This window comes from Vibrio penaeicida (genome assembly GCF_030689305.1).
In the GTDB taxonomy this organism is placed as follows: Bacteria; Pseudomonadota; Gammaproteobacteria; order Enterobacterales; family Vibrionaceae; genus Vibrio; species Vibrio penaeicida_B.
In genome coordinates this window covers 75,541-100,255 of sequence record NZ_JAUYVM010000008.1, presented here as the reverse complement: position 1 = coordinate 100,255, position 24,715 = coordinate 75,541, and the positions used below count along the sequence as shown (strand labels likewise).

Here is a 24,715-nt window from a genome sequence, read left to right as displayed (position 1 = left end):
AATAAGCTAGACAATTCACTATACCGAAAGCACCACATCGAAAGTACTAAGTCGAACAGTTCAATAAGGTTAGCTGACCTCAGCTTGTGACCGCGAAGCTGAGGTTAAATTGATTGTTTAAGCCTTGCCAACATATCCGCTGCTTGGTCAAACTGGAAGTTATCCAGTAACTCGCTCATTTCGTTAAGGGGTGAGGTATCCCCAAGGTTGTATTTTTGCAATTCTTCAATAATGGTAAGAGCTTCCGTATCCGCGTCTAGCAACGCTGTGTTGAGCTGTTCGATTAGCTTGTGGAAACTGCTATCGATAGCGATTTTATTTTGTGGTTTTTCTTCGGCTTCGTGAATTTGTGAATTAACCATTTCCACGAAAGACATCATTTTCTTCACATCATCCGTAGAAATCGGTTGCCCATTCTTTAACTCTTTTTCCATTATCGAGGATTGCTGATAAAGGAAATCGACAGAAAGGTTTGCCGATGCCCCTTTTATCGCGTGCAGCTTGTCTTTGGCTTTTTCTAATTCTTGCTCGTTAGCCATGTTCAACAGCTCTTCCATATCGTTTACTTGCGACTTAAAGAAGCGCTTTAGCGTCGAGAAATAGATTTCAGCATTGCCTGATAGCCGGTGTAAACCGGCTTTAAGATCGATGCCTTCGACCTCTGGGAATGTGTGCTCTGAATTCACGTTATTCTCCAGCTTTTTAGTATGACCATTTAAGGCTGGCTTCGGATGGCTTACCTCTGGTTTCTTGCTTGATAGATTTTGTGCGAATTCGGAAATTTTAGCCAAAAGCCCAGGAACATGAATGGGTTTGGCTATGTGAGCATTCATTCCTACATTGAGACAAGCTTCCACATCTTCACGCATGGCATTAGCAGTCATGGCGAGCACTGGCAAATTGAACTCATCGTATTGTTTCCGAATTTCTTTGGTGGCAGTTAGTCCGTCCATAACGGGCATTTGCATGTCCATTAACACGACGTCGAATGTGTTCTTGTCTAATAAATCAAGTGCTTCTAAGCCATGGTTCGCGATGCTGACTGTCGCACCTTCATTTTCAAGTATGGTTGAGGCTATTTCTTGGTTCGTGATGTTGTCTTCCACCAATAGTATTCGGGTGCCTGAAATATTGTGTTTAGTTGGGGAGTCAGTAGACGCTTGTTGGACGTCTTCAGCAATGTAGCTTCCTAATGCGTCTACGATGGTATCAAGCAAGTTAGAGGGGTTAACTGGTTTCAAGACAAGCCCGTCGATAAGGTGAGCATATTGGTTGTTGAAATCGAGTTGATTGCCGTAGGCCGTGATTAGGATCGTTTTTGCATTGGGGCAAAGTTGGTGCTCGGTTATGTGTTCAATAGCTTGTATTCCATCAATTTCTGGCATTTTCCAGTCCACTAAAAGTAAATCATATTGTTTTTTCTCGTGTTCAAGCATCTGGTAAGCATCTTTTGCGTTCGATGCGACGTCGACATCAAACATCATGTCGTTCAGCATGCTTGCAACGATAAGCCTTGCAGTATCATTATCGTCGATGACCAATGCACTTTTATGTTGGGTAATGAGATAGCGTTCTTTTGATTCTGTTTCTTCACTGATTTCCAGTTCCAATTCAAACCAAAAATGTGAGCCTTTGCCATATTGGCTACTCACCATAATCTCGCCGCCCATGAGTTGAATTAATTGTTGGGATATAGACAGCCCCAGTCCGGTCCCACCATACTTACGAGTTGTAGACGTATCACCTTGATTAAAGGCTTGGAAAAGGTTGTTGATCTGCTCGGGTGTCATCCCGATTCCGGTGTCTTCTACGGTGAACCGCAAAACCACAAGGTTACCAGCCCGAGATTCCTCTGAAACACTGATGATTACCTCGCCATTATCGGTAAACTTGACAGCGTTACCCGCGAGATTGATGAGCACCTGACCTAGCCTTAACGAATCGCCCGTTAAATGATTCGGAATATTGGGCGAGACATTAAAAATGAGTTCTATACCCTTGTCTTCAGATTTCACGGACAATACGTTCGCTAAGTTATCGAGAACTTTATCGAGATTGAACGCCGTATTCTCAATTTGAAGTTTGCCCGCTTCAACTTTCGAAAAATCTAAAATGTCGTTGATGATACCCAGAAGCTGTTTGCTGGCATAATCGATTTTCTCCACGTAAACACGCTGTTGCTCTTCCAAGCTGGACGAAAGAACAAGGTGAGTCATCCCCATAATCGCATTCATTGGCGTTCGGATCTCGTGGCTCATATTCGCTAAGAAGTCGCCTTTTATCTTACTGAGCTTGTCCGCAGAGTCTTTTGATTCTATTAATTCTCGTTCTAGTTGTTTTGTCTCTGTCACGTCCATAAAGGTACCGACGATACCCATAATGCCATTGTTCTGGTCATAAAATGGCGCTTCATAAACGATCAGATCTCGTTCTTCTTCATTGCCATTGGTGAGTACCATTTCGAACTCTAGACGTTTTGTGCCTTGCAGAAGCTCCAACTCATAACGTTTAAGAACGTGTACGGTGTCTTCGTTAAAGAGCGTCTCGATATGACTTCCAAGTACTTGATCTACCTTCAGCCCCATAAACTCACAAAACTGTTCGTTAACGCCCAAATATTCGCCTAATCGATTGCGATAGTAAGTGGGGTTAGGGATGGAGTCGATAATGTGCTGATTGAGCTCCAGTTGTCTCGTGACCTCTTGCTCTGTCTCTCGTTGCATTTCAATATTCAAACCCAATTGAAAGGCAATACTGAAGTTCTCTACCAGTTCGTTAAGGATCCGAAGCGTATTTTTGTTCAGCTTCTTAATGGTGCCTATTTGAATGACCCCAAGCTGCTTATTGTTGGCTTGTATCGGAAATGCATGAAGTTCAAGTAGCTCCATGGTCATTTCCCCCATCCCCAGTTTCAATGGGACGTCATCTGTTGCTTCAACCACCAGATGAGTGCCGCTTTCTAAACAGTAATAGGGAAACGTATCGTTTTCAGGGGTCGGGTCATAGATGTTGCCAAAGCTATTTATGGAGACTAAATCACCGTTTTTATTTTGGTAAAAAGTGATGAGTGGAAAAGAGAAGTGAGTGTTTAGAAATTGTTTGGTCGCGGATACAACGTCGTCGAGCTGTTCCTTACCACGAATCACATCGTTATAGTTTTGAACGGTTTGTCCAATTCTCAGCTCGTTTCGCAAATTAAAGAGTAATGAGTTGATGGCACTGGAAAATGCGCCTAGCTCTCCTTGCACACGTTCGCTGAGTTTAAAGTCGTAGTCTTGATCGTTCACTTTAGAGATGACTTGGTTTTGCATTCGCCCAAGTGGCGCGATATAAACCAACCAAAGTAATACAAAGGATAGAACTAAAAAGAAACCGAGGATAAGGATACCTACGAACAGTACTTGAGAGTTTCGATCTACGAGACTTTCTGCATAAGTCTGCTCGCTGATTAGCCTGTCCATACTGGATAAATAGGCCGTTTCGATGGCAGACATGATTTTAGACTTTTCATCAAAGTAATTTTGTCCATACAAAAGGGAGAGTGCGTTCTGTTTGCTCTGAGAGGTGGCAAGCTCAACTTGTTCAAAAGCCCTCTCTTCTAACTCAACAAGTTTGTCCGATTTAGATAACGCTTCAGCAAGCGAATTGACCTCATTTTCGGACATTCCAGCGTCGTGTATTCTCTGTAAAAAGGTTTCTCCAATGAAGCCGGGTGTTAGGGTGAAATTTAAATGAGGCTCCGTTGCGATCACATCCCAATATCCAAATTCGTGACCTTCTGGAATGGGCGCCTTTCCGTTTCTGACATCCAAAACCCTTTCAAACAGCGCTTTCCATTTGATGTCTCCAGTTAGGGCATATGCACGAGCGAATTTAGTCAAATTATCAGAACTATGCTTAAGTTCGCTTCCCATTTTTATTAGATTGGCTTGTTCTTGGAGGACTTGTTCTTCTTCTTCGAAAACATCTATTGTTCGATCAACGACGAAAATGATACCTATATTTACGATAAACATAAGTAAAAACAACAGACTGAATAGAGTTTTCATTTTCATGGAATTACCACGCCACTGCGGAAACACAACTCTAAATAGCATAGTTAACAATGTGTACTTTTCCCAAGAAGACAACGACTTGATTTCAGAAATTTTCATTTGGCTCATTAACTCTCATTTTCCTCGTCTATACTTGAGTTAAAAAACGGGGTGTTACGTGATCTATGTATGAACTTTTGATTGTCGATGATGTGGCAGAAAACTTAAGGATGTTGCAACTTATCATGCAGCAGCCGGAGTATCGTATACGTGCCGCAACCAGTGGACACATTGCTTTGAAGCTGGTGGAAAAACAAAAACCCGACTTGATCATTTCAGACATCAAAATGCCCCGTATGTCTGGGATTGAATTGTGTAGAATTCTAAAAGAGAACACCGATACTAGTGACATCCCCGTTATTTTTGTGAGTGCATTCACGGACGTGGAAAGCATTGTCGAAGCGTTAGATGCAGGGGGGGTGGATTACATTTCTAAACCGTATCGCCCTCAAGAAGTATTGGCGAGAGTAAAGACTCAACTTACGCTCCGTGAAGCACAGAAAAAACTCCTTAAGAAAGAGCTCACTTCCGCGCTAAACAACTTGGTGGTTGGGGTTGCTAATGAAATTAATACCCCTTTAGGGACGAGTATTCTTACGTCTACACACATGAGAGAAACGATTTTGAGTTTTGAGCAACAGTTTAGAGATCAAAAGATCACTAGCTCGAAATTAAAAGATTTCATTATTTTTTGCCACGACAGTGTCGATCTCAATCTGAATAACTTGAATCGGGTTGCCGATATGATGGAAATGTTTAAATCGATTTCGGATACAGAAAATGAATTGAACATTGAAGAAGTGAGCTTGATTAAAATCATCGAAAAAGTGATCGCGCACTTTCATGCAAAACTTGCCGAAGCAGGCGTTATGGTTCGGTTAGATGGTGAAAAAGAATTATTGAAAACCGATGCAAAATTGCTTGGCATTGTCTTCAATAACTTGATAGAAAACTCTCTAGTACATGCCTATTCAAACAAAGAAGAAAAGCGCAATATTCATATTTCATGGCAGCGGGCGGGTCAGCATCTCACGATTACTTACTGGGATAATGGTGCTGGCGTTGAAAGCGAGATTTTAACAGAAGTAATACGCCCGTTCTTTACCACAAAAAGAGGGCGAGCAGGGCACGTTGGCTTAAGTGCAACGGTCGCAGCAAATATTATCAATACCTCTCTTGCGGGTCATGCAAAACTAGAATCGGATGAAAGAGGCTTGGTGTGGCAAATGCAGCTTCCATTTGAACTTTAAATCGTCATCATTGCCCAATGAACAAGGGTAACAGCAGTAACGGATTCCATGACAGACTCTCCAACAGCGCGCTGTTCTTTTATTAAAGCGCAACTCAACGACATTCCCAACATCAATACTCTGATCTTTGCTTCAAAAGCATCTTGGGGGTATAGCGCCGAGCTCATTGAGCTATGGCGGACGGGATTAACGATAACAGAAACATGCTTTATGCACCGTCACTTTTATAAAGGCGTGACCCCCGATGGTCTATTGTGCTGCTTGTATTCATTTAGCCAGTCTGAAGATAAAGTCTTCGAACTAGAAGATTGCTTTGTGTCGCCGCGATTTCTAGGGTTAGGGTTTGGTGATCAAATGATGACCGATATGTTTGCTCGAATAAGTGAGAAATCAGCTGAAAAATTGGTCATTGTTTCAGACCCAAATGCCGTGGGGTTCTATCAAAAATATGGGGGCAAGCAGGTGGGTCTCTATCCATCATTACCAGAAGGGCGACAATTACCCATTTTAGAAATTCAACTGACCTCAAATGATTCGGATGTATTGGGTTTCGAATCTTGAGGTCAGTTGAGTCAGTTGAGTCAGTTAAGCAGGGGCATTGGTTCTTAGAGTGAGTTTTCGCTTAGTGCCAATTTAGCGCCTAACCCCGCAAAGCTGGCTGAAAATACTTTTTGAATCAACGCAATTGCGCGTTTAGATTGAGTCACGTATTGGCTTACCTGATGAGCCAATAAACCGTAGGCAACAAACACCACAAACGTCATTAGCATGAATATTCCACCTAATACCAACATGCTAAAAAGCGTTGCGTCAGTATTGCTAGGGACGAATTGTGGAAGGAAAGCCAAAAAGAACAGCGATAACTTGGGATTCAATATATTGAGTAGGAAAGCTTGCGTGGAGACTTTTCGAAATGATGTACTCTCTGTTTTAGAAAATGTCATTTTCCCTTCGTTGCTGGCACACCACATCCCCCAGGCGAGGTAAAGCAGATACGCGGCGCCAGCGTATTTAATCACTTGAAACGCTAAAGCACTGGTGTGCAAAATGGCACTCAAACCCAATACACATGCCAGAAGCGCTGGAATAATACCTAAAGTACAGCCGAAGGCTGCTGCCATACTGGCACGCCGACCTTGAAACAACCCAACGGAAATTGTAAAAATCACACCTGTCCCAGGTATTAAAACGACGATTAGGGTTGTGAGAAGAAATTCCATACTGATCATTACCACTTCCTTGTTTGCTTATCAGACCGCGAAAACATTCACTGTAAATGGGAGTGAAGTCTAACGCAAACCAGATTAATGCCACTATTAAGACCCCACTAAATTTACATGAATTTTCAATGGTGTTTTTTTAACAATTTCGTTACTATCTGTGGGCTATCAAAAGCAGTACCATGAACACTAAAAATTCGGACAGCAAGGAGGGAATATTGGATTATCAAACCATAATTTTTGATTTGGACGGCACACTAATCGAACCCCGGCAAGGCTTCATACGGTCCATAAATTATTCGCTGCAAGCACACAACTTCCCCAGTTACTCAGAGCAGCACTTACTCAATTACATCGGCCCCCCGTTAGACCTCACTTTTTACGACATCACCAAGCAAAACGACCCCAAACTCATACAATCTCTCGTCGACAAATACCGCGAACGTTATTCAGAAATCGGATACAAAGAAAACACCCTTTACACTGGCATTGCCCAAACGCTGAAAACTCTCCATCAATCCCAACAATTTACACTTGGTCTTTGCACATCTAAACGAGCAGATTACGCCAGTCAAATTCTAGAAATGCATGGCCTTCGAGATCTCTTTGCATTCGTTGATGGTGGCGACGTTGGTATCGAGAAGTGGCAACAATTGGAATCTTTAAAAAAGAAAGGGGTTATTACAGCACGTTCTTTGATGGTTGGAGACCGAGCTGTGGATTTGACCGCTGCGCATAAAAATGGATTGAAGAGTGCTGGCGTGTTGTGGGGCTACGGTTCGAAGCAAGAGCTTACTGCAGAAAACCCCTGCCACTTGTGGAGCAAGGCAGAAGACATTTTGAAACTGTTGGAGCATAAATGCTCTGGTTGCCATTAATGTCTACATGCTCGGAAAAAATCGTTACAATGTCGCGTCCTTTCTAGTGAGATTCGTTAATGAGTGAAGAGATTGAAGTAGAAGCGCTAGGGGTTGAGGTCGCATCTCAGCCAATAGAGCTCTACAAAGTATTAAAAATTGCTAATGTGGTGAGTGGTGGCGGTGAAGCGAAATACGCCATTTCAGAAGGTTATGTAGCCGTTAATGGTGAGCTAGAAACTCGAAAGCGTCGAAAGCTTTACGATGGCGACTTGATTGAATTCAATCAGGAATATTACGTTATCATTTGCGATGCGCCAGTATCAGAACCAGAACCCAAAGAAGCGAAACCTACTAAGCAAGAACGTCGTAAGGCGAGTCCTCCTAAGAATAAAAAGCCAGCTTCAGGTAATAAAAAGTCAGGCTCTAGCAATAAAAACAGCGCGACCAGCAAAAAGGCTAAGAAAGAACAACCCGAAAAGAAACCAAGCCCATCCCCTCGTGATGAGCAAACGGGGCGTGGTTCAATAAAGTTTTAAGTTAAAAAATCGAGCTTTCGGGCTCGATTTTTATTTCACGTATCATTGCTGAATAATTCAATTTTATCGTACGTGATTTGTATACCTGGCCATTTCTTCCTTTGGCACCATACCGCCGCCAGTTGCCCAGACTATGTGAGTGGCGTTGTCCAATTTGGTGTTATCGATGCCGAACTTGTCTAAGTAATCTTGGTGTGTGCAAACATGAAATGGACCCGCCATGCCAGCCAAAGCTGACGGTTCTAGTTGGATATCTTCCGTTAACGACAGTTCTCGCAGTAAGCGATACATATGTTCGTCTGATAGGGTGTAGTACCCGTCTAGCAACCGTTCCATGGCTCTCCCAACAAAGCCAGAAGCTCTGCCAACCGCCAAGCCATCGGCCGCGGTCACGTTATCAATGCCCAAATCTTGCACGCATATTTGGTCGTGCAATCCCGTGTGTACGCCAAGCAACATACAAGGAGAGTGGGTCGGTTCGGCAAAAATGCAGTGCACATGGTCGCCGAGTGCCATTTTTAAGCCAAACGCGACGCCGCCAGGTCCGCCACCCACTCCACATGGTAAATACACAAACAGCGGATGATTTTCGTCTACGGTGATGTTTTGATTTTCTAACTGCTGTTTTAGCCTTTCCCCAGCAACGGAATACCCTAGAAAAAGAGTTTGTGAATTTTCATCATCGATAAAAAAGCAGTGTGGATCCTTTTCAGCTTCCTTACGCCCTTGTTCGACGGCTACCCCGTAATCTTGTTGGTATTCCGCTACATTGACACCATGGTGTCGGAGCTTGTCTTTTTTCCATTGGCGCGCGTCTGCTGACATATGGACTGACACTGAAAATCCAAGCTTGGCACTCATAATACCTATCGACAGACCGAGGTTTCCTGTTGAGCCCACCGCTATTTTGTATTGGCTGAAGAACGCTCGGAATGTGTCGGAGTTGATGATGCGGTAATCATCACTTTCCTTGAGCAGCCCTGCTTCTATCGCCAACTTTTCAGCATGAGCCAGTACTTCATAAATTCCACCTCGTGCTTTGATGGATCCTGAAATGGGAAGATGACTGTCTTTTTTCAGCATTAATCTCCCCGCTACTTTTGTGTCGTAGAGCTGCTCTAATTTTTTATGCATGTGTGGAATCTTGACCAATTCCGATTCAATTATGCCTTGGTTGATTTTCGTTTCAGGGAACACCTCACTAATGTATGGGGCAAACCTTTTTAATCGGTAACTCGCTTGCTGAATATCGTTTATCCCTAAGCCCACATAAGGCAACCCCGTTTCTAAGTTGGTGGCGTTGGGGTTAAACCAGCAAACTTCTTCGAGCGAGATAAGTTTTTTAAGCAACGGGAACTGTTGAATTAGTTTGGATAAGTTAGGGATAGTCATTCCTTTTTGTACTCCGTGTGCTAAGAGATCGGTGCTTGTTTGAGCTTACTTTGAACTTGAGTTTGAGGGGGTATTAAATCTCTGTCTTGTACAAAGAACAAATGATGAATAATCACGTATGTGTGAATCCAGTTCAACTAAGGCATCTTGAATTCGAATAGAGTAAACGTTCGCTATCGCCACTTTGATAAGGGGAATACAAGTGAAAGAAGCCAAAGATTTTTGGAATAAAAGCGCACCCAAGTATGCCAAAAGGCCAGTTAGAGACGAAGCGGTATATCAAAAGAAGCTGGAAGTAACGCAAAGTTACTTTGAACAAGACTGGAACATTCTTGAGTTTGGTTGTGGCACGGGTACAACAGCAATCAGCCATTCCCCTTATGTAAGCAGCATTGTTGCCATCGATATTTCCTCGAACATGTTGGAGATTGCAAAATCCAAAGCGGAACAAGAGGACGTCAGCAATATAGAATTTAAAGAGGGGACGTTTGACCAACTTAATTTGACGAAGCAAAGCTTCGATGCGGTACTCGGGCTGAATGTACTTCACTTAATGGATGATGTCGACACCGTGCTGGCACAAGTATTCGACTTGCTAAAACCTAATGGTATTTTCGTTTCCAGTACGGCGCTCATCGGGCAACTTAACATTGCATGGCGCTTGCTTATTCCGTTAATGCAAACACTCAATCTAGCCCCTTTTGTGAACCGAATGACGAAAGACAGCTTAACCGAAAAACTGCTTAAAGCGGGTTTTGACATTGAATACGAATGGCAGCCCGGAGGTGACTCAATGTTTATGGTTGCCCGAAAACCACCCGCTGAAGATGTCGCAAATATGAAATCATAAGCATTTGTTTTCTGAGGGGCTTGGTGCGTACTCCGATGAATGTTAAACAAAAGGAGGGTGAAGCAAAACCGAGCAGGCACATTATGGGAAATGGTGAAAATAGAAGGGAGTTTCTGGATCTTCTTAGTGTCTTTTTTACTAAGTACCTCGTGATATTTTCGGCGACGTATAAAATGTTTCGCCATCCTCACACCTTTGTCGATCATATTGACGAATCGAGAACAGGCATCAAACGCGCGCTAATCTATTTCATTGAATCTATCGTGCTTGTTTTTGTTATTCCGCCCCATTTACTAAAGGGTGAACGATCCATCGGGTTTATTGAGCAAGAATTCATCGTAGTGGGGTTTGCAGCCTACATCGCCATTATCGCTTTTACCCATTATCTCATTCTTTGTGCGTTAGAAAGGCGCAAACTCAACCTACGTTCAACCATGATCCTGACGTTTTACGCATATGGGTTAATGATGCTTTGCCTCTCACTTTTAACCCTAATTGAGGATGTGAGTAAGCTTAAACCAAATATTTCAGGTGGCATTGAAAATACGAAATTTTGGATTTCCATCTTTGCCATATATGGAATGTATGTGTCTGTTATTGCCTTCCATCGCTGGGTAGGAGAGGTGAATAATGCATCAGCGTGGAAATCCTTCGCTGCTCTATTCATTGGCTTGGTTTTTTATAACTTAGTTATCGTGTTCTTTTTTGTCTAAGTTGTCCAAGTTTGCTTAAATTTTCCAAGAAATTTTGCTTACATCTGCTTACCCTGTCTCTCTTAACACTTTGTTAGCCTTTTAATTTGTTAGCAATCCAATAAATTACTATTTCAGGAAAAACGGATGAAGCAAATAGAGCAACTTCCCATGCCACCCACCGCTGGAATTCTCGGTCATGTTGGTTACTTGAAGAAACCCAATATCCATCAGCAAATGCTGGGTTGGATAGAAGAATACGGAGTTCAGTTCCGCCTTCGGCTAGGGCTAAAAAACGTATTGGTGCTGGCGGACCCGTCTCAGGTGAAGCAAGTACTTAAATCCCGACCGGATGAGTTTCGTCGACTTAAAAGCATTGAAAATGTATTTGATGAAGTTGGCTTGAACGGTATTTTTTCCGCAGAGGACGAACGCTGGCGGCACCAAAGAAAACTGACGGAACCCATGTTTCAACCTAGCCATCTGAAGCACTTTTATCCGCAACTTGCGGTAGTAACAGAACGGCTTAAAAAACGTTTTGAGTCTCTGGCGGAAACTGGAGAAGCAGTAGAGTTGGTTGATGAGTTTAAAAAGTACACGGTCGACGTTACTTCGCTGCTCGCGTTTGGTGAAGATTTTAACTCCATAGAACAAATAGAAACGCCTTTAGCCGATGCCTTAGGTGACGTTTTCCCTATTGTGAATCAGCGCTGTAAGTCACCGATACCAATGTGGCGATTCTTTAAAACAAAGAAAGACAAACAATTTGACGCAAGCTTAGAAAAAGTAAAGCAGTTCGTGACGGGGTGTATTGAAAAGCAAAGGCGAAAACTGACGCAAGAACCCGCACTTAACGACATGCCTGAAAACATGCTCCAGATTATGCTGATCGAGCAAAATCGAGATCCCACACTCACGGACAACGATATTCTCGCGAACGCGCTCACGCTATTATTGGCTGGTGAGGATACCACCGCAAACACGCTTGCATGGATGTCCTACTTAGTCAGTGGAGACCAATCTTCAGAGGCAGAACTGAGCCAAGAGCTGCAAAGCTTAGGCAGTGAACATATTCTGCCCTGGCCGTTGCCACGCGTCCCTTACACTACCGCCATTATGTATGAAGCCATGCGTTTAAAACCTGTCGCCCCCCAACTTTATTTAGAACCTATTGAAGATACCCATATCGGCGATATTGAAGTAAAAAAGGGAACCCCTGTTTTTGTTATGCTTCATGCTAATGGTTTCGATCCGGAGTTGTTTGCCGATCCAAAGACATATGATCCAAATCGCTGGCTAGAACAAGGTGGCGCTTCGTTTTCAAACTTACAGCCGTTTGGTGCTGGAGCCAGACTTTGCCCAGGGCGCTCACTTGCGATGATGGAGATTAAACTGGCCTTTCATGCTTTGTTTAGTTCGTTTCGTGTTGAGCCACAGCAAAGTCAGGAGGATGTTGTAGAGCAATTCGCGTTCACTATGTCTCCGGTAGGGTTTAAGGTGCAAATTCACAAGCGATAATCCCATCGAGAGTCGACTTGTGCTAGCTTCATGATTCAGTAAATACAGATTCATGGAGAGAGACGTGTACACCAAGCAGGATCGATTCTCAAAACAACAAACCCTGAGTAGTATGCAGTTGTCTAAGCTGCATACTTTTGAAGCCGCGGCGAGGCATTGCTCTTTCTCTTTAGCAGCCGAAGAACTCTCCATTACGCCTAGTGCCGTTTCGCATAAAATGTCTAAACTCGAAGACGAGCTCGGCATTGCACTGTTTCATCGAGCCAGCCGAAAAGTCTCTCTAACAGATGAAGGTGAGCGCATGTACCAGTCAGTGCGCAAAACTTTATTCGCCTTAAATCAAGATGTCTTAGACATAAAAAACGGTGATGTATCGGGTACGCTAACCGTATATTCGCGCCCCTCTTTCGCTCAGTGTTGGCTTGTTCCGAAGCTAGCAGACTTCAAACAACAATTTCCATTAATAGAACTAAAGCTTCTCACTGGGAACGAAAATATCCAGCTTCAAGGGTATGGCATTGATGTCGCCATCTATTTTGATGATAAGAAAAACACGTCTCTACAATGCACAGAGATTCTGTCTGAATCCGTTTTTCCTGTATGTTCACCTCAATACGCCGAGCAATACGATTTGCTCGAAAAGCCTCAACTCTTGGATCAAGTCACTCTGCTCCATGACGATCAAGCGTGGGATACTGATTCGGGTAGAAGCGAGTGGGATGAATGGGCGAATGCCACCGGTATTAATCTGAAAAACGGTAAATATTCGGGTATGTCTTTTGATCGCTCTGATCTTGCCTTGTTGGCGGCAGTGAATCATTCCGGTGTCGCGATGGGCAGGAAACACTTGGTTAATGACCTCCTCACGAATGGAGCCTTGATAGCGCCTTTTGGCGATGGTGGTGTGGTGTGCAAACAACAATACTATGCGGTCAATGTTCGTGAAAATGTCCCTAAGAAAGTGGTTCAATTTTTAGCGTGGCTTCGCAAACACGCAGAAGAGAATAAATAGCGATAAAGAAAATCTATACTGGCTGTGAAGAATTAATGGTTCGTCACTTTTGCGCTCATTCCTTATATTGAAAACATAAATTAACGGAAGGCAGAAAGATGAAAAATAGACCCGAAACCGCTGCTCAACCTCATTTAGAATTTAATGTGGAATTTGACGAAACCGTCCGTGTAGCGGCAGAAGAACAAAAGTATGCTGCAACGCCTATGGTTGGTGTCGAGCGAATTATGTTTGAAAGACTTGGGGGAGAAGTGGTTCGCAGAGCGACTTCTGTTGTTCGGTATCAGCCAGAAAGCTATTTTGAATCACACGCTCATGCAGGTGGAGAGGAATTTATTACCTTAAGTGGCGTTTTTTCTGATGAAAACGGCGACTATCCAAAAGGTGTTTACGTTCGAAACCCCGTAAGCTCAACCCATCGACCACATTCGAAAGAGGGATGTGAGATCTTTGTAAAGCTGGCACAAATGCCAGATTCAGAAAATCATGAGTCGTTCATTTTGGATACCAATACCGCAGATTGGCAGATCAATGGGAATGGTATTGCTTCACTGCAACTGTGGAAATCGGAGTATGAAGACACCCAGTTAATCCGCTTACCAGCGGGTAGTCGACTCGTCGAAGACGTTGTTGGTGAGGTCGCAGAATATTTTGTATTGGACGGCGATCTTCAAATCAATGACGAAACCTATACCGCACACTCTTGGGTGAGATTCAAACCACACAGCCACTTAATTCTGCGCTCAGATAATGGCGTAACCCTATACCGAAAAATTGGCAAAGGGTTTGTCAGGCGTTAATACGCGCTCATTCCTATCTCATTAACGTAACACAACCAATAACTATCACATCGATCTGTGAGGGATCATTATGTCTAGAGAAAATACAATTACCGTTTACGAAACAACAGGTTTTCCAAATCCGGCGCGAATTCGAGCAGCATTGGCTGAAAAACAGGCGCTGTCGAATGTGAAATTTGTCGAAGTGGACGTCATGAAAAAAGAGCATAGAACCAAAAGTTTCTACGCTAAGAACCCATTGGGAACCGTGCCCGTAATGCAAACCGCGGAAGGTGAATTTTTGTCTGAATCTACCGCAATTACGGAGTACATCGACAGTTATTTTGAGGGAGTAAACCTTACCGGAGTCAGTGCGCTAGAGCGTGGGAAAATTCATATGATGCAGCGTCGTGCGGAATCGATGGTTATTGATGCTGTCGGTAACTGGTTTCATCACGGAACAGATGGTCTTGGTCCCGAGCTGGAAATCAATCCATGTCCAGAGTGGGGGGAGAGGCAAAGAGAAGTCGCGATCGAAGGCATGCGTTATTTTGACAGCGTTCTTTTACATACCCCATATGTGGCAGGTAAGGAGTTTTCCATGGCGGATATTACCTTGTTTTATGGTTTGGCGTTTGCTGATTTTGCACAAGTAGCAATCCCTGCTGATTGCAATAACTTGTTGGCATGGCGAGAAAAAATGGCTAAACGACCAAGTTTAGCGGGATAAGACAGCAAGCTGGCATTGCGCCAGCTTTTAAATCTGGGTGCTCAACCACTGGTGAAAGTCTTTGGATTTGTTCTTATTGCATTGTTTGAGTGGTGAAACGATGAAGTAACTGTAGGAAGAGCAATAGCTCGCCGTGCCGAAAGGGCGAATGAGTTTGCCACTTTTTAAGTCTTGGGCAACTAAAGCTTCTCTACCTAATGCGATCCCCTGACCGCGAATAGCAGCTTCGATCACTTCCGAGAAGCTGTTTATTTTTAACCCCTTAGTGGGACTGCTCATTGGCGTATTCACTTTTTTAAACCACTCTTCCCAACACGGGTAACCTTGACCGCTAGGCACGGAAAGATCATGCAAAAGCGGTAAATTTTCCCATTTAATAGCGTGTCTCTCTGTAAGACCATGCTTATCCGAAAATTCAGGTGAACAAACTGGGAAGATTTCCTCATCCATGAGTTTTTGGCTTTGAAGCCCTTCCCATTGACCGCGTCCATAACGTATCCCAACATCTATCCCTTCACGGGTGTAGTCGACAGGTTTTATGTGTGTTTCCACTCTTAGGTCGTAATCGGGGTGCTGGGTTTGGAAGTCCGATATTCTTGGTAACAGCCATTTAGAGGCAATTGAAGGGCTGACAGCAACACGCAAACTGTTATCAAACACGCTACTGTTCAACTTGCCCAATCCACTTAAGATACTGCTAAACCCTTGCTGAATTTCTGGGTACGCCAGCTTTGCTTCTTCGGTCAATTGGAGTCGAGATTGACCTGAATTGGAACGAACAAATAACGGTACGCCCAGCCACTCTTCAAGTAGCTTTACCTGCTGCCCAATAGCAGCAGGCGTTACGTTTAGTTCAAGTGCCGCTTGCGAGAAGCTAAGGTGGCGAGCCGATGCTTCAAAAGCTCGAATTCCATTGAGGTGTGCTAACCGGTTCATAGAGGATTTGATCTTATTGATTTCGTAACTCAATAATAAACCTCAAACAATGATACTCAAGCAACTCTTTTTGAAACGGAAGAAAAAGCTCTAACGAATTTTAACCGCGTAGGTCAACAATCCCTAGTCCAATGGCACTTGAGCCCGTTCTTCTAGCCCGTAATCTCTGACTACATGTGCGACCCTAAGGCGGTATTGGGTAAACAACTCCGCTCTGCCTTTATCCTGCGCGACGCGGTGTGTTGCCAATGTGCGCCAACGTTTTACAGCGGCTTCATCCTGCCAAAACGAAAGCGACAAAAATTTATTGGGCGTCACTAGGCTTTGAAACCGCTCAACGGAAATAAACCCTTCTATCTGATTCAGATCTTCTTTCAGTTGCCCCGCGATATCGAAATACGCTTCCTTGCCCGACGCTTTGGGTTCTACTTCAAATATCACGGCAATCATACAATGCTCTCCAAAGAGCGAGGGGCTTGTTTGTAGGTGGACGACACAACTTTAAGGAACGTTCTTTTTTCCTCAATAATAAAGCGTTGGTCTTTAGCAAATGAGAAATTAGATTGCCCCGATTCCGACTCTTTTAACCTTTTTCTGTACACCTCATACTCGGTTAAAGAAGGGAAACTAATGAGCCCGTAGGCACAATGGTTAGTACCTTCGTGAGGTACAAAATACCCTAATAGATCGCCGCCACATTCTGGAATAATCTTGCTCCAATTTTCAGCATACTGTTCAAACAGGCTCACTTTGAATGGGTCGATTCGGTATTCAATAAAACAAGTGATGGTCATGGTTGTTGTCTCCTTACTAGTTTTGCTACAGTCTACGAGCCCGAGAAAACGCATGCTTCGATGAGCATCGAACTGAAAGGACTTATTCTCATGGAACCAGACATTGCCCATGTGGCGGGACTAATCGCAGACCAAACTCGATCAAGAATGCTAATGGCATTGATGGGTGGAAAAGCACTTACCGCAACCGAGCTTGCCCTCGAAGCCGATATCACCGCACAAACGGCGAGCAGCCATTTACAGAAGCTGGTGGAAGGCGACATGCTTACGGTCCGAAAACAAGGGCGTCACAAGTACTTTCAGCTTAAAAATCAAAATATTGCGTCGCTACTTGAGACATTACTTAATATTTCAGTTTCACTGTCTTCGCTAGGCATTAAAACGGGACCTGAAAACGAAAGGCTTCGAAGATCGCGAGTATGTTACGACCACCTAGCAGGAGAGTTAGGGGTATCGCTGTTTGATCATTTGGTGTCTAAGGGGTGGGTTTCCGACAACGTAGACGACGCAACGCTAACAGAGAAAGGCTTGCACTACTTCCAAAGCATCGGGTTTGATGAGTCTGAGCTGAAGAAAAGTAAACGTCCTCTGTGCAAAGCCTGCTTAGATTGGAGTGAAAGGCGTAACCATCTTGCAGGGCGTCTCGGGCAATGGATTTTGAATGATGCATTGTCAAAACAGTGGGCTTTGCGTGATATGGATTCAAGAGCGATTGAATTTACCCAGAGAGGTTTGCGCCTTTTCCATCAGAAATATCAAATTCAGCCAAAATAAAATACTCGAAATTTTACACTGTAAATTCTTCTATCCCTTTGTTTTAAGGCTTTTTCTTATATGCAATTTACACGGTCCATAGTGCTAGTTCGACATGGAGAGACGGAATGGAATCGAGCGGGCATTTTGCAAGGGTGGCGCGACAGCCGCTTGACCCAAAAAGGAATCCAGCAGATTCGCCAATCAGCACGAAAAGTCTTTAAATATCAGTCTAATAATCCCTTTCCTATCTACACCAGCGATTTAGGTCGTTCTTTATCATCCGCCAGAATATTGGCCAATGAATTGGGTGGGTACCTTGTTGTTGATAAACGATTGAGAGAAAGGGAATTTGGAGAATTAGGAGGCAAACCATTAGGGGCTGATTTCGTTCGGAAAAACAAAAAAATGCCTGAAACTATTGAGCGTTATCACTCAAGAATTCAAGCATTTATCAACGCTGTGAGTCAGCAACAATCGGATCAACCTGTGATTGTGGTTGGGCATGGAGAGTGGATTCGTACATGGCAACAAATGTACATCGGCTGTGCTGAGGTCTCGCTACCCAAAAATGGCGACATTATTGTCGGAAAGTTGGAATCAGGGAAAAAGGCTTCTTAATGGATTGGTGGGTAAACAGCGTATTTATATCGGCTATAGCGATATGCAGTGCACTGGTGCTGGATGCCTTGTTCGGAGAGCCTAAAAAATGGCATCCCTTAGTCGGTTTCGGCAACATCGTTTATTGGCTTGAAGAAAAGTTAAATACTCCAGCCTCGATAGATACTTTGAAAAGCAAAATCAAAGGATCAGTGGCGTGGATGTTGGTTATCTTCCCCTTTGTTGGCGTTGTTTTGTGGATTGCTTCTTGGGTGAGTGGATCTTCTTCGTTATGGGGGTTTTTCTTTCAGGTGGCGATTCTCTACCTCTGTATCGGTCAGAAGAGTTTGCTTGATCATGCAAGTTGGATTCATCAGCCTTTGAAGGCGGGGGAGCTTGCTGAAGCAAGAGAGAAAGTTGGTTGGATAGTAAGCCGAGAAACCGAGCAGATGTCCGAGTATCAAGTCACATCCGCCGCCATAGAATCGGTGCTAGAAAACGGTAACGATGCGGTTTTTGGTGCGCTTTTCTGGTTTGTATTACTAGGTGCTCCGGGCGCTGTTTTATTCAGGCTAACCAACACCCTGGATGCAATGTGGGGGTACAAAAACGATCGGTTTATTAGCTTTGGGTTTATCGCCGCCAAAGCGGACGACGTTATGGGGTATCTACCTGCAAAAGCTACTGCTGTCAGTTATGCGCTCCTTGGCAACACCAAGCAGGCTATGGAGTGTTGGAAGGCACAAGCTCAAGCTTGTTCTAGCCCTAATGGCGGTCCAGTCATGACGTCCGGCGCGGGTTCACTTAACATCAGAATCGGTGGTCCTGCGATGTATCATGGCAAAATGCATAATAAAATTCACATGGGATCCGGGGAGCTCGCGAAGCCAGAAGACATCCCAAGAGCTTGTCGACTGGTCGTTCGAACCAGCTTATTGTGGTGTGGCGTGCTCATACTGCTCGGTCTTGCAATGCTGGATTGGAACACGCTGCTTTCAGGAGCCAACTTATGATTCATCATGGCGGCAAACTATTGGCATTTTCTGCTCGTTTTGGCATTCCTGTTGAAGAATGGCTGGACCTATCCACTGGCGTGAGCCCATACACTTACCCTGTAAGCGATATACCGACAAACGTGTGGAACCGCTTACCAGAGGACGAAGACGGGTTGGTTGAAGGCGCGCAGCAATATTATCAATCCCCACACCTTTTACCTATCGCGGGCAGCCAAGCGGGCATTCAGTTGTTGCCATCTCTACTATGCGAGCACCGCGTGTTGGCCCAAGTTTCAACTTTGCCGACGTTTAGCACTAAACCGCTTCGAGTCTTACTGCCAAAAGTGGGGTACAAGGAGCATCAGCACGCGTGGCAGCAATGTGTGGCTAAAGGGCTTGCAGAACTGATCTTTTACGATGGTAAACCAGACGAGCAGTCCATTGCCAATTGCGACGTTTTACTCGTGATTAACCCAAACAATCCGCAAGGGATCAAGTTTGCGCCAAGCGTTGTTCAATCGTGGTTATCTACTCTGCCCGAACACGGCTGTTTGGTGGTGGATGAAGCGTTTATGGACATGACGCCTGATCAGTCTGTCTTGACGCTCTACCCACAGGGGATACCAAGCAATCTTTTTGTCTTTCGCTCCGTTGGCAAATTTTTTGGGTTGGCAGGAATGCGGCTGGGTTTTTTGTTTGCATCTACCGACTGGCTAGCAAAGGTACAGTCTAGGGTAGGTCCTTGGACCGTTCCCGGACCAACTCGTTACGTCGCGAAGCAAGCGTTACTTGACCAGCAATGGCAAAAGAACAACCGTGAGCAGTTGATGAGTGATGGCCAAAAAATGCGAACATTACTCAGCGCATTTTTCCAAGAGATTGAAGGACAAACACTGTTCCATACAGTGAAATGCGCAGAAGCAGAAAAGCGGCATATACAGCTTGCGAAAAGAGGGATCCTAGTTAGATTATGCGATGAAGGCGATGCTTTACGTTTTGGACTGCCTCGCGGTGAGAAACAGTGGCGTAGGCTGGAAAATGCGCTCGGGGATATTTGGAGCAATCTCTCAAGATGATACTCCCTCAAAATGATACCCCCTCAGATGGAGAGGGGGCAGAATTAAAGAGGTACTTGTCTGAAAAGGTGCTTGTTTAAAAGGTACTTACCTAAAGCAAACTAGCGTAAGAGAATAGTGTTAGCGTGGTGCTAGAAGCTCCACAGGCTTACGCGTAATACCAGCCGCTTTATCCGCAATGAAATGGTGGTAGGTTCCATTCATGTATTCCAAGCCTTGAACTCTTCCTGCTACGCTGTAATTGGTTTGATGATCCACATCTGCTGCAATGACATGGTAATCGTATAGATAAGAAGGCTTTTCAAAAACGGTATGCCCAATGATGACTTCTTGCGCCCCAAATTCGGTCAACCCTTGTTCTAGCTGGTCCTGTGATAACTGCTCTCGTGGCACGGCGCGATCCCAGTAGAGCCGTGAAGGTAAGTAATACGCACCTTTAATCAGCTCGCCTTGATCATCATAGCGGATGTAGCCAGCATCCATGTGTTCACGCCCGTAGGCATTGATGTCTTCTAATCGCAACGTGTTGTCTTTTAAGGCAGAGATAACATCGTTATTAAACCCAGCGTGAACAAACAGCGTGTCACCCGCGATTTCCATAATGTTTTTCGAACGTAGCCACTGACCAAGCACGGTGTCTTTGTTGTGAAGTTCTAAAAAGGTTTTACCCATCAAACTGGCATTTTCAAAATAGCGAGGGTGTACATAGCGGAAATCGCCATAAAAGTTCATTAGGTCGTGGTTACCCAAAATGAAATGTACGTCGCCACCAGCGAGCTGCGCTTGGTTTTCAAGGTGATAAAACAGCCACAAGCTTTCAGTCACGTACTCACCTCGGTCGAACAGGTCACCTAAGTGGTACAAGTGCCCAGAGCCGTATGTCCAATTGTATTCCTCGTCCATGATTCCAGCCTGAACCAGCATGTAAACGAGAGCGTCTATGTTGCCTTCGAAATCGGAAGTCACAAAAAACTGAGTGGGTTTATCGTATTGGTAAGGCGGTGGTGTCACGCTTTCTTTAAGCTGCACGTTAAAACTGCCCAACTCTCCAGGTAGGTCAACCTTAATTCCTTTGCTCGGGACTTGGTCATAAGTACGTCTAGTTAACCCCGACTGGCTCACTGCTTCAATGCGAATTGATCCATTGGAAAGTTGGGTAACGTAAGGACCGTCTGGTTCCCCTTGGTAGCTAAGTTCTTTATTTAACGACGCATTGAACTGGACATCATTCGTGGAATGGTTGACCTGATTATATACCGCGACAGCAATGATATTCTCGCCTTTAACGAAAGCTTTGGAAGGCAGCACAAAGGTGTTTTCGGCTTCCTCAGCATATTTAGAATACTTCATCGGAGAGGTGGTATTGGTGAGCGCTTGATTGCGTTTTAATAGAGGAGATCGTGCAATCTCAACGCCATTTACCCAAATAACGGCAGCGTCATCCACACGCATTTTTAGGTACACATCTTTCAGTATTAAAAGGTTGTTTACCTTGATGGTTTTTCGGAAATAGTAGGCACTCGGTGTCGCCTCAGGAAAGCTCATTGTTTTGTAGTTGGTAAGCGCAGTATTGCCATCAATTGGGTGGTCGTAGCCATAAGAAAAGATGCCTTCGCCTTTCTTCCAGTTGGCGTCGTCATAGTTTGGCTGGTTCCAATCTAGTGAAGGTTCGATACCGCTGTCTGAATAGCGCCATTCTGAACCATATTCGAAGAACATTTCTTTGTTGTCTTTACACGCTGTTAAGGCAAGCACTGCGACAAGCATGAGCCAGTATCTAATAGGCATCTGTTTGTTTCCTATAGTGAATTTTTGGAGTTTGATTTGTGCGCATAGCATAGTAGTGAGTTACTGCACTGGTATGAAACTAAAGTGACAGTAGAACAAGGCACCTATGATGCTTTTGAGAATATGAACTCAGATATTTATGTATTGTTCTTCGTTCTAGTAGGGGAAATGGTAGTGTTGTCTCAGAATGGGAGGGTGTGAGGCACATTGAAAAAATAGAGGACCGAGGGTTCGGTCCCCTTAATAAACACCTAATGGGGGATGGTGTTATAAAAATTGATGGTTACTTGAACTCTTGGTTGATAGGGTAAAGGTCTCACTAGATTTTTCCTTCGCTGCCACACATGCGAATTTTCTCTATTACAACTTGCTTCATCGCAGTTTTACCCGGTGTAATGTATTTGCGAGGGTCGTTTGCACTAGGGTTGTCAGCAAAGTGCTGTTTAACCGCATCAGAGAATGCGATCTTCAATTCTGTCGCGACATTCACTTTGCATACACCCAAATCAATACAGCGCTTAACAACGTCATCTGGTATGCCGGAAGCACCATGAAGTACTAAGGGAATATCGACTTCCGCTCGAATTTTTTCCAGCCGATCAAAGTCGAGTTTGGGTTCGGCTTTGTATAATCCATGGGCGGTACCGATAGCGACCGCCAAAGAGTCAATGCCCGTTCTACGAACAAATTCTGCCGCCGAGGCTGGGTCAGTCATGAAGGCATCTGCACTGTCCACGATTAAGTCATCTTCTTGCCCACCCAATCGGCCGAGTTCTGCTTCGACACTGGCATCATAGCGACCGCAAAGCTGCACGATAGAGCGCACGATCTCGATATTCTGTTCAAATACGAAGTGAGAGCCGTCAATCATGACCGAACGAATGCCATGTTCAACCTTATTGCGGATATCTTGTTGATCTTCATGGTGATCTAAATGCATGACTAACGGTATAGAGTGTTTCTGGGCAGCTTCTTTACATATACTGACAAGGTAATCGGTACCTGCGTAATCATAGGTGCCCGGAGTACCTGCCAAAATAACGGGGGATCCCATTTCAGAAGCGGTTTCTACAATCACTTGTACGGTTTCGAGATTATGAATGTTGAATGCAGGAACCGCGTAGCCACCATGTTGTGCGCGTTTAAGCATTTCACGGGAAGAAATTAGATACATAAAGCCTCCTGATTGGGTATCGAAACCGATTTGAATACGAGACACCCGTTAACCCAAGTGTGAGTAATTGAAAAATCCGAATTTAAAGCTACCATGGAAGCGCGTTTGCCGATGTCCAGAGTGCCGAGTTGATCTTGAATACCAAGTGATTTTGCGGGTGTCAGTGACGCCAAAAGCCATGCTTTTTCGAGCGGTAAGTCGAGCCACTGCTGAATGTTGTACACCGCACTATTTAGCGTTAGGGTGCTGCCTGCCAAGCCACCAGCGTCGGTTTTAACCACACCGTCTTTCATCGTTACGGTGTATTCTCCCAATGTGTATTCACCATCTGGCATTCCAGCAGCACACATGGCGTCGGTGATCAAGGTTAAGCGCGACGAGCAGCACTTGTGTGCTACCTCGATAGCTGCAGGATGCACATGATGGCCGTCCGCGATCATCTCGACGTAGCAGTCTGGGTGGATAAGACCTGCTCCAACCACCCCAGGATCACGATGATGCAGCCCTCTCATGCCGTTATAGCAATGAACAATACCATTAGCGCCAGCATCTAGGGCTTGTTGTACTTGGTCAAAACTGGCATCGGTATGACCTAGCATGACCTTTATTCCTTGTGATCGCAGGTACCGGATAGCGCCAATCGCTCCCTGCTTTTCTGGCGCTAACGCAAAGCTGATTAATTGGTTGTCGCTGTAAGAAATCCAGTCATCGATCTCTTCTTTTGAGAGCTCTCTAAACCATTGAGTGGGATGTGCCCCTTTATTTTTCTCGGTAAAGTAGGGGCCTTCCAGGTAAGCACCGAGAATTTCTGCGCCGTCTACCCCTTGGCTTTTACTCTGTGCGACTTGCGCTAATGCCGCGCGAATTTTCGCAACTGGTGCAGTTACTGTTGTCGCGACAAACGCTGTTACACCTTGTGATGCGAAGAACTGAGACATGGTATTTAGGCTGCTGTGTTTAGCATCCATCACGTCGCACCCTTTTGCACCATGCACATGACTATCAATCAGCCCCGGTAACAGGCTGGCTTCACCAAGATCGACTGCCAATGCGTGGCAGGAAGTATCGAACGGTTCAATAGCACTGATGTTTCCAATTTCGTCTATGCTGATGACGGCATCATCTAGCCATTGGCTACCATGTAAAATCCGTTTGGCACGATACATATTACGTATGTGCTCTGGGTCTGGTTGGCGATTTACTTGGTTAGATCCCATCTTCTTCTGCCATTGTCGGTTGGTCTGATTTTTGAGTCATCTCTGCAGCGAGGGATGTGATTCCACGATGAGCGCATTCCAAAGCTTGGTCTCGAAATTCTGTGAGTTCTAGCTCGTCGCGATCGAGCAGCATTTCCGCTACCATCTGTAAATTTGTGCCTGTGATCACTTCTATGTCACTGCGCTCTTGGCTGATCAGCGAAGCTGTACGAAACGGGGTACCGCCGAGAAGATCGGTAAGAAAAACGACACCGTCACCGGAGTCTATATCTTTCATGGCTTTGCGCATCTCAGCTTCTAGCTGAGGTGTGGTGGCTTCTTCTGGAAAGTCGATAGATTTAAATTGTGGTTGGTCACCGATGATTTGATAAATCGCTTGCGCAATACCGGAAGCAAACCCTCCGTGACCAGACAAAATGACAGCAATCATATGTTATTCCTTCTTTGGG

At 44.6% G+C, this 24,715-nt stretch carries 24 protein-coding genes; 14 read left to right on the top strand and 10 right to left on the bottom strand.

From position 1 onward, the window contains the following. Window positions 1-104 precede the first annotated feature (104 nt). Window positions 105-4,163, bottom strand: coding sequence for a PAS domain-containing hybrid sensor histidine kinase/response regulator (locus Q8W40_RS14325; protein ID WP_305398132.1), 4,059 nt, complete (start codon window positions 4,161-4,163; stop codon window positions 105-107). A 56-nt stretch (window positions 4,164-4,219) separates the two neighbouring features. Here Q8W40_RS14325 and Q8W40_RS14320 point away from each other — a divergent pair, with 56 nt between their 5' ends. Next, window positions 4,220-5,344, top strand: a complete 1,125-nt coding sequence (locus Q8W40_RS14320) for a response regulator (RefSeq protein ID WP_305398130.1) — start codon at window positions 4,220-4,222, stop codon at window positions 5,342-5,344. Between the two features lie 48 nt (window positions 5,345-5,392). Further along, window positions 5,393-5,905, top strand: coding sequence for a GNAT family N-acetyltransferase (locus Q8W40_RS14315; protein WP_305398129.1), 513 nt, complete (start codon window positions 5,393-5,395; stop codon window positions 5,903-5,905). Between the two features lie 44 nt (window positions 5,906-5,949). On the opposite strand, the gene Q8W40_RS14310 is transcribed toward Q8W40_RS14315, so the two are convergent. After that, window positions 5,950-6,573 (bottom strand): LysE family translocator, encoded by a 624-nt coding sequence (locus tag Q8W40_RS14310; protein WP_305398128.1) that lies wholly within the window; start codon window positions 6,571-6,573, stop codon window positions 5,950-5,952. A gap of 173 nt (window positions 6,574-6,746) precedes the next feature. On the opposite strand from Q8W40_RS14310, the gene Q8W40_RS14305 reads away from it, so the two are divergent. Both Q8W40_RS14305 and Q8W40_RS14300 read left to right on the top strand, forming a co-directional pair. After that, on the top strand, window positions 6,747-7,442 hold the full coding sequence (locus Q8W40_RS14305; protein WP_305398127.1) for an HAD family hydrolase: 696 nt from the start codon (window positions 6,747-6,749) through the stop codon (window positions 7,440-7,442). 59 nt (window positions 7,443-7,501) lie between these two features. Then, window positions 7,502-7,960: an RNA-binding S4 domain-containing protein gene (locus tag Q8W40_RS14300; RefSeq protein ID WP_305398125.1), complete on the top strand. Its 459-nt coding sequence runs from the start codon at window positions 7,502-7,504 to the stop codon at window positions 7,958-7,960. 63 nt (window positions 7,961-8,023) lie between these two features. On the opposite strand, the gene Q8W40_RS14295 is transcribed toward Q8W40_RS14300, so the two are convergent. Continuing rightward, window positions 8,024-9,352: a D-serine ammonia-lyase gene (locus tag Q8W40_RS14295; RefSeq protein WP_305398123.1), complete on the bottom strand. Its 1,329-nt coding sequence runs from the start codon at window positions 9,350-9,352 to the stop codon at window positions 8,024-8,026. 202 nt (window positions 9,353-9,554) lie between these two features. On the opposite strand from Q8W40_RS14295, the gene Q8W40_RS14290 reads away from it, so the two are divergent. The 6 genes from Q8W40_RS14290 to Q8W40_RS14265 all read left to right on the top strand — a co-directional run bounded on the left by Q8W40_RS14290 (window position 9,555) and on the right by Q8W40_RS14265 (window position 14,933). Further along, complete coding sequence (locus Q8W40_RS14290; protein ID WP_305398121.1) at window positions 9,555-10,202, top strand: class I SAM-dependent methyltransferase; 648 nt, start codon at window positions 9,555-9,557, stop codon at window positions 10,200-10,202. Between the two features lie 35 nt (window positions 10,203-10,237). Further along, window positions 10,238-10,915 carry a hypothetical protein gene (locus tag Q8W40_RS14285; protein ID WP_305398119.1) on the top strand — a complete coding sequence of 226 codons (678 nt, stop codon included), beginning with the start codon at window positions 10,238-10,240 and terminating at the stop codon, window positions 10,913-10,915. Window positions 10,916-11,041: 126 nt separating this feature from the next. Continuing rightward, complete coding sequence (locus tag Q8W40_RS14280) at window positions 11,042-12,412, top strand: cytochrome P450 (protein ID WP_305398118.1); 1,371 nt, start codon at window positions 11,042-11,044, stop codon at window positions 12,410-12,412. 64 nt (window positions 12,413-12,476) lie between these two features. Then, window positions 12,477-13,424, top strand: coding sequence for a DNA-binding transcriptional regulator DsdC (dsdC, locus tag Q8W40_RS14275; protein WP_305398116.1), 948 nt, complete (start codon window positions 12,477-12,479; stop codon window positions 13,422-13,424). 98 nt (window positions 13,425-13,522) lie between these two features. Further along, window positions 13,523-14,224, top strand: a complete 702-nt coding sequence (locus Q8W40_RS14270) for a cupin domain-containing protein (protein WP_305398114.1) — start codon at window positions 13,523-13,525, stop codon at window positions 14,222-14,224. Window positions 14,225-14,294: 70 nt separating this feature from the next. Next, entirely contained in the window at window positions 14,295-14,933 is a 639-nt protein-coding gene (locus Q8W40_RS14265) for a glutathione S-transferase (protein ID WP_305398112.1), read from the top strand. Between the two features lie 27 nt (window positions 14,934-14,960). Here the strand turns inward: Q8W40_RS14265 and Q8W40_RS14260 are convergent, their stop codons facing one another. The 3 genes from Q8W40_RS14260 to Q8W40_RS14250 form a co-directional block, all read right to left on the bottom strand. After that, a complete protein-coding gene (locus Q8W40_RS14260) occupies window positions 14,961-15,869 on the bottom strand; it encodes a LysR substrate-binding domain-containing protein (protein WP_370693390.1) in 909 nt (302 codons plus the stop codon). 123 nt (window positions 15,870-15,992) lie between these two features. Then, on the bottom strand, window positions 15,993-16,319 hold the full coding sequence (locus Q8W40_RS14255) for an antibiotic biosynthesis monooxygenase family protein (protein WP_305398110.1): 327 nt from the start codon (window positions 16,317-16,319) through the stop codon (window positions 15,993-15,995). Beyond that, window positions 16,316-16,663 (bottom strand): NIPSNAP family protein, encoded by a 348-nt coding sequence (locus Q8W40_RS14250; protein WP_305398109.1) that lies wholly within the window; start codon window positions 16,661-16,663, stop codon window positions 16,316-16,318. The genes Q8W40_RS14255 and Q8W40_RS14250 overlap by 4 nt, the downstream gene beginning before the upstream one ends. Before the next feature lie 90 nt (window positions 16,664-16,753). Here Q8W40_RS14250 and Q8W40_RS14245 point away from each other — a divergent pair, with 90 nt between their 5' ends. Genes Q8W40_RS14245 through Q8W40_RS14230 form a run of 4 tightly spaced genes read left to right on the top strand, consistent with a single transcriptional unit; the run spans window position 16,754 to window position 20,087 of the window. Next, window positions 16,754-17,437 carry an ArsR/SmtB family transcription factor gene (locus Q8W40_RS14245; RefSeq protein WP_305398108.1) on the top strand — a complete coding sequence of 228 codons (684 nt, stop codon included), beginning with the start codon at window positions 16,754-16,756 and terminating at the stop codon, window positions 17,435-17,437. A 60-nt stretch (window positions 17,438-17,497) separates the two neighbouring features. Continuing rightward, the gene (locus tag Q8W40_RS14240; RefSeq protein WP_305398106.1) at window positions 17,498-18,037 is read left to right on the top strand and encodes a histidine phosphatase family protein; all 540 of its coding nucleotides are present in this window, start codon (window positions 17,498-17,500) and stop codon (window positions 18,035-18,037) included. Next, on the top strand, window positions 18,037-19,029 hold the full coding sequence (gene cbiB, locus Q8W40_RS14235) for an adenosylcobinamide-phosphate synthase CbiB (RefSeq protein WP_305398104.1): 993 nt from the start codon (window positions 18,037-18,039) through the stop codon (window positions 19,027-19,029). The genes Q8W40_RS14240 and cbiB overlap by 1 nt, the downstream gene beginning before the upstream one ends. Beyond that, window positions 19,026-20,087, top strand: coding sequence for a threonine-phosphate decarboxylase (locus tag Q8W40_RS14230; RefSeq protein WP_305398101.1), 1,062 nt, complete (start codon window positions 19,026-19,028; stop codon window positions 20,085-20,087). The genes cbiB and Q8W40_RS14230 overlap by 4 nt, the downstream gene beginning before the upstream one ends. Before the next feature lie 120 nt (window positions 20,088-20,207). On the opposite strand, the gene Q8W40_RS14225 is transcribed toward Q8W40_RS14230, so the two are convergent. From Q8W40_RS14225 to agaF, 4 genes are all read right to left on the bottom strand, one after another. After that, entirely contained in the window at window positions 20,208-21,875 is a 1,668-nt protein-coding gene (locus tag Q8W40_RS14225) for a metallophosphoesterase (protein ID WP_305398099.1), read from the bottom strand. Window positions 21,876-22,194: 319 nt separating this feature from the next. Next, entirely contained in the window at window positions 22,195-23,049 is an 855-nt protein-coding gene (locus Q8W40_RS14220; RefSeq protein ID WP_305398097.1) for a tagatose bisphosphate family class II aldolase, read from the bottom strand. Then, window positions 23,040-24,266 (bottom strand): N-acetylglucosamine-6-phosphate deacetylase, encoded by a 1,227-nt coding sequence (gene nagA, locus Q8W40_RS14215; RefSeq protein ID WP_305398095.1) that lies wholly within the window; start codon window positions 24,264-24,266, stop codon window positions 23,040-23,042. Before nagA ends, Q8W40_RS14220 begins: the two co-directional genes overlap by 10 nt. Next, window positions 24,256-24,696 (bottom strand): PTS galactosamine/N-acetylgalactosamine transporter subunit IIA, encoded by a 441-nt coding sequence (agaF, locus tag Q8W40_RS14210; protein ID WP_305398093.1) that lies wholly within the window; start codon window positions 24,694-24,696, stop codon window positions 24,256-24,258. The genes nagA and agaF overlap by 11 nt, the downstream gene beginning before the upstream one ends. Window positions 24,697-24,715: the final 19 nt, after the last annotated feature.